At 67.0% G+C, this 8181-nt stretch carries 7 protein-coding genes; all 7 read right to left on the reverse strand.

Features of this window, described 5'->3' with window-relative positions:
- Positions 1-49 precede the first annotated feature (49 nt).
- The 7 genes from GO986_RS20170 to GO986_RS20200 all read right to left on the reverse strand — a co-directional run bounded on the left by GO986_RS20170 (position 50) and on the right by GO986_RS20200 (position 8009).
- Positions 50-2272 (reverse strand): methyl-accepting chemotaxis protein, encoded by a 2223-nt coding sequence (locus GO986_RS20170; RefSeq protein ID WP_224575957.1) that lies wholly within the window; start codon positions 2270-2272, stop codon positions 50-52.
- 43 nt (positions 2273-2315) lie between these two features.
- Positions 2316-2705 (reverse strand): chemotaxis protein CheW, encoded by a 390-nt coding sequence (locus GO986_RS20175; RefSeq protein ID WP_157461319.1) that lies wholly within the window; start codon positions 2703-2705, stop codon positions 2316-2318.
- Positions 2705-3067, reverse strand: coding sequence for a response regulator transcription factor (locus GO986_RS20180; RefSeq protein WP_157461320.1), 363 nt, complete (start codon positions 3065-3067; stop codon positions 2705-2707). Before GO986_RS20180 ends, GO986_RS20175 begins: the two co-directional genes overlap by 1 nt.
- Before the next feature lie 62 nt (positions 3068-3129).
- Positions 3130-3951 (reverse strand): MHYT domain-containing protein, encoded by an 822-nt coding sequence (locus GO986_RS20185; RefSeq protein ID WP_157461321.1) that lies wholly within the window; start codon positions 3949-3951, stop codon positions 3130-3132.
- 320 nt (positions 3952-4271) lie between these two features.
- A complete protein-coding gene (locus GO986_RS20190; protein ID WP_157461322.1) occupies positions 4272-4685 on the reverse strand; it encodes a DUF3995 domain-containing protein in 414 nt (137 codons plus the stop codon).
- A 90-nt stretch (positions 4686-4775) separates the two neighbouring features.
- Complete coding sequence (gene pgm / locus GO986_RS20195; RefSeq protein WP_157461323.1) at positions 4776-6419, reverse strand: phosphoglucomutase (alpha-D-glucose-1,6-bisphosphate-dependent); 1644 nt, start codon at positions 6417-6419, stop codon at positions 4776-4778.
- A 216-nt stretch (positions 6420-6635) separates the two neighbouring features.
- Positions 6636-8009, reverse strand: coding sequence for a phospholipase D-like domain-containing protein (locus GO986_RS20200; protein WP_157461324.1), 1374 nt, complete (start codon positions 8007-8009; stop codon positions 6636-6638).
- Positions 8010-8181 lie beyond the last annotated feature (172 nt).

Raw genomic sequence — 8181 nt, forward strand, 5'->3', positions numbered from 1 at the left:
GGCGGCGCCCGCACAGGGCGCAGGTCACCTCGGCCCAGCCTCAGGCGCTTTAGTTCGTGGGCAGCTTGAAGCGCGACAGGCCCTGCAGCAGGTTCTGCGCCAGGTGCTGCAGGCGCTGGGCGGCGTCACGGCCCTGCTGCACGCTCGCGTGCGAGGCCTCAGCGACCTGACCGATCTGCTCGACGGCCTGGCCCACCTGCTCCACGCTGCGCACCTGCTCGGCGGTGGCGGCGTTAATGCGCTCGGCAAATTGCGCGGATTCGGCGGCCAGCTTGCCCAGCTGCTCGATGCGCTCCCCGGCGGCCGAGGCCACGCGGTAGCCCTGCTCCACCTCGCGGGTGCCGTCTTCCACTGAGCTGACCACTTCCGTGATTTCCAGCTGCACCGTGCGGATCAGGCTGGCGATGCGCGCGGTGGCCTGCGCCGAGGAATCGGCCAGCTTACGCACTTCGTCGGCCACGATCGCAAAGCGGCTGCCTGCGGCGCCTGCACCGGCGGCCTCGATGGAGGCGTTCAGTGCCAGCAGGTTGGTCTGGCTGGACAGGCGCGAAATGGTGTCCACGATTTCCTGAATTTCCAGCGAGCGGTCGCCCAGCGTCTTGATGCGCTTGGACACACCCTGCACCTCGCGGCGGATGTTCTGCATGCCGTCCAGGGTGCCCAGCACGGCCTCGCGGCCCTGCTGCGAGGCTTCCAGCGCTTGACGGGCGGACTCGGCGCTTTGCTGCGCGGCCTCGGCCATCTCGCGGAAGCCCTCGGTCACCACGCGCACCTGATCGGCCACGCGGCGGGTTTCGGCGGTGGTGGTGTCGGCGCCCTGCACGATCTGGTCGGTGGTGCCCAGCATGTCGCGGCTGGCGGTCGTCACCGACTGCGAGGCCTTTTGCACTTCCCCCAGCACCGCGCCCAGCTCGTCAACCATCACGTTGATCGAGTCCACGACGTTCCCCAGCACGTCTTCGGACACCACGCCGCGCCGGGTCAGGTCGCCGCCCGCGATGTCCATGGTCACGTCGAGGAACGAACCGATGTTGCCCTGGAGCTTCAGGGCCTCCTCGCGCTCCAGAACGTTTTTCGCTTCGTTTTCACGCAGCTGCACGGCCGCGCCGTTGAAGGTGTGGGCCATGAAGCCCAGCTCGTCGCGGGTCTGCACCGGCACCTGCACGTTCAGGTCACCCTGCGACAGCGCGCGGTTGGCGCGGGTCAGGGCTGACAGCGGCTTCACGATGGAGCGGGACAGGCGAATCAGGAGGGTAAAGGCCAGAATCAGCGCGGCCACGATGACGGCCAGCGTGATCCACTGGGCGCGCTGCGTGCGGTCGGCGCGGTCCTGAATCTCACCGACCAGCCCCTTGACGCCGCTGTTAAACGAGGAGGTGACCTGCAGCAGCGCCCCGCCTTCGATGCTGTTGACGTTCACGCCCTTCAGGCTATTGGCTTCAATGGCGGCGCCCAGGTCGGCCACGGCCGGGGTCACGGCGTCACTGAGCTTCTGGGCCGATTCGCCCAGCGGCGCCAGCGTGGGGTCGTAGCGCACCGCGCGTTCCATGCTGGCGTTGTAGGCGGCCACGCTGTCGAGCAGCTGCACGTTCAGGTCGCGCAGCACGTTGATGTACGCGCTGTCGTCGCCTGCTTCACGGTTGCCGGCTTCGACGGTCAGGTAGGCCAGGTTCAGCAGCGTGGACATGCGCGGCAGGTTGCGCAGGGTCGCTTCCATCACGAAGAAGGCGGCCGGCTCCGGGTCAAGCATCAGGCCCGACTGGGTCAGCAGGTCTTCGCTCAGGTCGCGCTGGTAGGTGGAGAGCAGCTGCCCGTAGGTTTGCAGCACGGCCAGGTCCGGCTGGGTGCCGATCGAGTCGGGGAGAATCTTCCAGTCGCGGCGCAGGGCCTGCACGCGCTCGCGGTATTCGGGGGCCACCTGGGCTTCAAGCTGGTCAATGGCGCGGTCCACGGCCGCCGCCGCCTTGTCGGCGCCGGCCGTGTCCTGCTCCAGCGCCGTGTCCACGAAGCTTGACAGGTTGCTGTTGATGTCGCGCAGGGGCGCGAACTGCTGAATCCCGACCAGCTCGCGCTGCGCGAAGGTGATGTCCTTTTGCTGCTCGGTCAGCAGGGCGCTCACCAGACCGGTCAGCGGCAGACCGAAGGCCAGCACGGCCAGCGAGAGCTTCTGGCCCACGCGGAGCTGCCCCAGCCAGCCGACGCGCTGGGCATCTTTGTTGCGGCGCATGGCGCGGGTGAGACGAACCGTATGGGATGGCAGGGAGTTTTGCATGGGTGGGCCTCCGGGGCGGGAGAGACGAAAGAGCCGTGCGGGGTCAGGAACCCAGGTGACCGCGCACTTCGCGGGCCAGGGTGGCGGCGTTGAGCAGCGGGCCGCCAGGCATATCAATCAGCAGCGAGGTGCTGGGTGGAGGACTGGGGAGGCTGGTCACGCCGTACACCTCGTGGACCAGCAGGGCCACGCGGTCACCTTCCAGGCTGGTCAGCACGACCAGGCGGGGGGCACCGGCCCCTTCCTCGGCAGCCAGCAGGGCGCTCAGGTCCAGCAGCGGCACCGCGCGGCCCTGGATGGTGGTCAGGCCGCGCAGCAGCGGCTCACCGTGCGGCAGGGGCGTCACGGGCCCCAGCTCAGCAATCGCCTGCTCGCCCGACAGCGGCAGAGCAAAACGCTCACCTTGCACGCGGACGAGCAGGGCGCTTTGCATCAGCCGACCAGCTTCTGCACGACCGTCATCAGCTGCTCGGGGGTGTAGGGCTTGACCAGATAGTCGTCAGCGCCCTGACGCAGGCCCCACTTCACGTCGGTCTCGTTGCCCTTGCTGGACACGAAGACCACCTTCAGGGCTTCCATGCCAGGCTGCTTGCGCAGGCCGCGCACCACTTCGTAGCCGTTGCGGCCGGGCATGACCACGTCCACCATCAGCAGTTCGGGACGCACCTGGTCGGCCACGGCTTCGACCTGGGCAGGGTCATTCAGGGCCGTGACCTGGTGGCGCGCACTTTGCAGCGCCGTTTCGAGGAACTTGAGGTCGGCCGGGGAGTCATCAACAATCAGGATTCGTGCCATGAGCAAAGGGTCCTTTCAAAACTTCAGAGAGTGGAGGGTGATGGAGTGAGAGAAGGCGAGGGTTAGTCGGCGGCGCTGGCGCCCAGGTCACCGAAGTCGAGTTCGTCGTCACCGCTGCGGCCGGCGTCCATGAGGACACTGGTAACCGCCAGACCCAGCAGCAGGAAGGAAATCACGATGGTCACCAGGGTCAGCAGCTGAACATCGGCGCCGGCAGCGGCATTGCCGACCTTCAGAACGTCGGTGATCCGGTAGCTCAGGGAGGCCATCCCGAGCAGCGCGGCCCCGAAGAACCCGGCGCTGATCAGCAGCGCGCCGCCGGTCTGAACGGCGACCTGACGGACGCGGTTGAACTGCTGCATGCCCCTGAAGGCCACGAGGCGCGACAGGTAGAGGGCGCCGCTGCTCACCAGAATAGAAACAAGCACGAACGCCGCCATCAGCCAGCCGTTGACCTGAATTTCCGTCCCGGCGGCCGAATCACCAAAGCGGCCCACGTAGTGCATCAGCGCCAAGCCGCCGCCAGCGACCGTACCGGCCAGGCCCAGACGCCAGAACGAAAAGCGGCCGGTGTACACCACCAGAAACGCCGGAAACAGGGCCAGCAGCGTCAGCGCGCCGGTCAGGATCATAAAGCGGTAGTCCACCGTCAGCGCCGTGTTCAGTCCAAAGGCCATCTTGGCCAGAAAATGGGTGGCCCACAGCACGTGGCCGAAGACCAGCACCTGCCCGACCAGCCAGAAGCGGTTCGCCACGTTGCGAATATTGCTTCCGGCCCGGCCTGCAAACTCCAGGGCCAGATACGACCCCAGCGCCAGGATGAGGTAGCCCATCACGAGATACGAACTGTTCCAGGTGTGGGGCAAGATGCCACTGTCTTCCATGGGTATTCCTCCTGCAACGCGGCGGCGGCCAAGCGTTAACGTGGAGAAACCATAAACCGGACCTGCTCACATAAAACTTACTGACCTGGCGCATGGATTCATGAGAAGGCGCACAGGTGCTCAGGGCCCCCACCCACACAGCGCCCCCTCTATGGACCGGATGAGGCCAGCGATATAGCAGACCATGCGAGAAGACTGGCGGCTCACAGTGGCGGCCAGTTCTACCCTATGGCCAAGGCCACTTTTGCCCCACAACTTCTCCCTCTGTTGGCTTCAGAGCGGTTGACGGGTGGCACCCTCAGCCACTTTGGGTTCCGCCCTCAGACCAGGCCGGCCAGAATCGCGCCGCCCAGCAATAGGCACAGGGGCGAATACGCCCAGGTGTTCAGCCAGGCAAACGGCTGGGTGCCGAACTGCGGTGCCAGCAGGGGCATGAAAAACCCACCTGCGCCGCGCAGCAACAGCACGCCTCCCACAGCCCCAGCCCCCAGACGCACCAGCGGCGCGCCCTGTGGGGCCAGCCACACCAGCGCCGCTGCCAGGAGCAGCGCGGCGGCTACCCCCAGACAGGCCACCGGCGGGGGCAGGTCGCGGGCGTTCCGGCCACCAATCACCATTCGGGCCAGGTGCCCGGCGTCCCGCGCTGGCCAGAAGAAGCCTAGGCCCCACAGCACATGCAGGCCAGCCACCAGCACCAGCACCCCCGCCACCAACCCACCTGGCTCTGCGTTCATGGGTCAACAGTGCGCCGGGCAGCACTCACAGCGAAAGGGCAGGTGCCCCGCGAGGCCCGGCCCTGTTCGGCCAATTCGGCTTCTTCTCTCCTACTGCCCCAGCGCCGCGTTCACCACGTCGCGCGCCTCGGCCATCACCTGGGCCAGGTGGTCTGGCCCCTTGAAGCTCTCGGCGTAGATCTTGTACACATCCTCGGTGCCGCTGGGCCGCGCCGCAAACCAGGCCGAATCGGTGGTGACCTTCAGCCCGCCGATGGCCGCCCCGTTGCCCGGCGCGCGGGTCAGGCGGGCGGTGATCGGGTCGCCGGCCAGCGTGGTGGCCGTGACCTGCTCGGGGCTGAGGCTGGCCAGCACCCTCTTCTGCTCCGGGGTAGCGGCGGCGTCCTGACGGTCATAGGCAGTCTCGCCGTAGCGGGCGCTCAGGTCGGCCAGGCGTTCGCTGGGGGTCTTGCCGGTGGTAGCGGTCATCTCGGCGGCCAGCAGACCCGGAATGATGCCGTCCTTGTCGGTCGTCCAGGCTTGGCCGTCCCGGCGCAGGAAACTGGCCCCCGCCGATTCCTCACCACCAAAACCAAATGAGCCGTCCAGTAGCCCGCCCACAAAGTATTTGAAGCCCACCGGCACCTCCACGACCCGGCGGCCCACCCCGGCGCCCACCCGGTCAATCAGCGCGCTGCTGACCAGCGTCTTGCCGATGGCGGCGTCCGGCCGCCACTCCGGGCGGTGCGTGAACAGGTACTCGATCATGACGGCCAGGTAGTGGTTGGGGTTCATCAGGCCGGCGGCTGTCACGATGCCGTGGCGGTCTGCGTCGGGGTCGTTGCCCACAGCCACATTGAAGTCGTCTTTCAGGGCCAGCAGCCCCGCCATCGCGTAGGGGCTGGAGCAGTCCATGCGAATCTTGCCGTCACGGTCCACGCTCATGAAGGCAAAGCGCGGGTCCAGGTCGTGGTTGACCACCTGCAGGTTCAGGCCGTACTCGGCGGCGATGGCGTCCCAGATGGGCAGGCTGGCGCCGCCCAGCGGGTCCACCCCCAGCCGCACGCTGCTGGCCCGGATGGCGTCGATGTCAATGACCTCCGGCAACTGGCGCACATACGGCGTGATGAAATCGAAGTCTTCCAGCGCGCCCATCGCGTCTTCCAGGCTCAGGCGGTTCACCTCACGCAGCTCCCCTTCCAGAATGGCGTTGGCGCGGGCCTGCACAGCGCCTGTGACGTCAGTATCGGCCGGGCCGCCGCTGGGGGGGTTGTATTTGAAGCCGCCGTCCTGAGGCGGGTTATGGCTGGGCGTGATGACAATGCCGTCGGCCAGGCTGTGCCCAGCACTTCCTCCGCCGGCGCGGTTGTGTTCCAGAATCGCGTGGCTGATCAGCGGGGTGGCCGTCAAGACGCCCGGCTGAGCGCGCACCCGCACGCCATTGGCGGCCAGCACCTGTAGAGCGCTGATCCAAGCAGGTTCGGACAGCGCGTGGCTGTCCAGCCCCATATACAGCGGCCCCTCAATCCCCGCCGCCGCGCGGTGTTCGGCCACCGCCTGGGCCGTCGCCAGAATGTGCGCCTCATTGAAGGTGCCGTTCAGGCTGGTGCCCCGGTGGCCGCTGGTCCCAAAGGCCACGCGCTGCACCGGGTCGGCCGGGTCAGGCCGGGTCTCGTAATAGTGGGCCACCAGCCGGGGAATATTCGTCAGCAGGCGCTGCGGGGCGCGCTTGCCAGCCAGGTCGCTGATCGTCATAGGGGCCAGTCTAAGCAGCGGCTGCCGGGCGGGGGCGGCTGGGGTAAGACAGCGTGAAGGCGGCCCCCAATGTCCCGGCGGGCGCCTGCTACGCTGGAGGCATGCGGGAGTTCCTGAACGACTGGTGGCGCCTCCTGAAACTGATTGCCGGGTCGCTGGCCATTCCGGTGATCCTGTGGGGCCTGCTGGTGTGGGCCGGCGTGCTGCGCTAGGAGGTTAAAGCCCGGCCGTCAGGGGGTCCTCGCCCTGCACGTACTGGCCGATCTTCAGCGCGACGGCGATGCCCTGCCACGCACTGTCTCCCTGCTCAAGTCGCGCCCTGTTATCTGTGGCCACCTGCCGCAGCAGCCGCAGCGCCTCCACATCGTCCAGGGCCGACGTGTCCAGCGACAGGTGCTCGGCCAGCAATTCGGTTCTGAATGCGCGGGCCACGGCGGCGTCACAGAAGGTTGCATTCAGTTCGCCGTTGCCAAACATGGAAAAGCGGTGCAGGTTGGCCGAGCCGACGGTGCCCCACTGGTCATCAATCAGCATGACTTTAGAGTGAATCCAGACCGTCCGGCGCTGTCCAGTGTCGTCCTGCCCGACCAGCCCGACCAGAGAGAAGGTCGGAAACTCGCCCAGGGCAGCCCTGGCCTCAAACAAGGCCCGGCGCTCCGGGGTGACGTAGGCGCTCGCAGGAACATCCGGTGTTGCTGGCAGCACCACCGCCACCTCGACGCCCCGCTCAAGGGCGCCGCGCAGCGCCTCCACGAGTTCGGGCACCTCCAGGTACTGATGCTCCAGATAGATGGAGCGCCGCGCCTGCCGGATGGCCTGGAGGTACTGCACAAAGATGGTGCGCTCGCCAGCAGCGCCGTCCAGAGGCTGCCCGCCAACCGGGGCGGGGCCGCCGTCATACCGGTGCGGCGCGGTGGTCCGCTGAATCTGAACTGTGGCAGTTCCGGCCCTCGGGGGCAGCTGTATGGGAAAGGGCAGGTCGGCGCCGCGCCTCTCTCCCCCGTCGCGTTCACTGGCTCCGTTCCAGCGCTGGACAAAATTATGCTGCACGTCGGCCACCGCCGGCCCGCGCAGTTCGGCATAGAGGTCATGGTTTTGCCCCGCGCCGCGGTGCCCTGGCCGGGCCAGAGAATGAGGATTGAGGTTCAGGCCCCCCAGAAAGGCGCTGGACGAGGCTTCACCGGCATCTACCAGCCACAGCTTCTGGTGTTGACAGAAACCCGGCGCCGCGCGGTCCCAGCGCACGTGAACTTTCGGGTGGAGGCCTTCAAGCTGCCGTAGGTGTTCGGGCGCGCCCCAGAAGGCATTTTTCCTCAGGCTCGCCGTTTCTTCGTCGGGGCGCCAGAACAGCAGCCGAATCTCCACGCCACGCTCGGCGGCCCGGTGGAGGAAGGCGAGAGGATGACCCCGGCCCTGCGGAAATTCAAAGGCCGGCCACATGAACGTGATGGCCGCCCAGACGCAGTGCGTGGCGCCCTCTACCGTCTGACACAGTCGTTCGAACGCGGCCTCCCCGTCCAGCAGCAGCTCCAGCCGGTTGCCCTCCCGGACGGGATAGGGGCCGCCAGTGACAAAGGCAATCTCGGACATGGCCTCCAGTCTGACAGCCCGCACAGTGTGGGCCGCCTTCCCGGTGTTCTCATACGGATTCCGTCTATTCCGTTTACAAACCAGAACAGAACTGGTTTGCCAACTCCACGCCCGGAACCCGCTCTGCTCCTGCTCGCTCTGCTCCGATTAAACCGTTTTTGCAAACGATTTA

The sequence above is a fragment of the Deinococcus arboris genome (assembly GCF_009755355.1).
GTDB classification, from domain to species: domain Bacteria; phylum Deinococcota; class Deinococci; order Deinococcales; family Deinococcaceae; genus Deinococcus; species Deinococcus betulae.

Excerpts from the sequence above, each read along its gene's own strand:
- GO986_RS20170 (WP_224575957.1), bottom strand. The coding sequence starts at position 2,272 with ATGCAAAACTCCCTGCCATCCCATACGGTTCGTCTCACCCGCGCCATG.
- GO986_RS20175 (WP_157461319.1), bottom strand. The coding sequence starts at position 2,705 with ATGCAAAGCGCCCTGCTCGTCCGCGTGCAAGGTGAGCGTTTTGCTCTG.
- GO986_RS20180 (WP_157461320.1), bottom strand. The coding sequence starts at position 3,067 with ATGGCACGAATCCTGATTGTTGATGACTCCCCGGCCGACCTCAAGTTC.
- GO986_RS20185 (WP_157461321.1), bottom strand. The coding sequence starts at position 3,951 with ATGGAAGACAGTGGCATCTTGCCCCACACCTGGAACAGTTCGTATCTC.
- GO986_RS20190 (WP_157461322.1), bottom strand. The coding sequence starts at position 4,685 with ATGAACGCAGAGCCAGGTGGGTTGGTGGCGGGGGTGCTGGTGCTGGTG.
- pgm (WP_157461323.1), bottom strand. The coding sequence starts at position 6,419 with ATGACGATCAGCGACCTGGCTGGCAAGCGCGCCCCGCAGCGCCTGCTG.
- GO986_RS20200 (WP_157461324.1), bottom strand. The coding sequence starts at position 8,009 with ATGTCCGAGATTGCCTTTGTCACTGGCGGCCCCTATCCCGTCCGGGAG.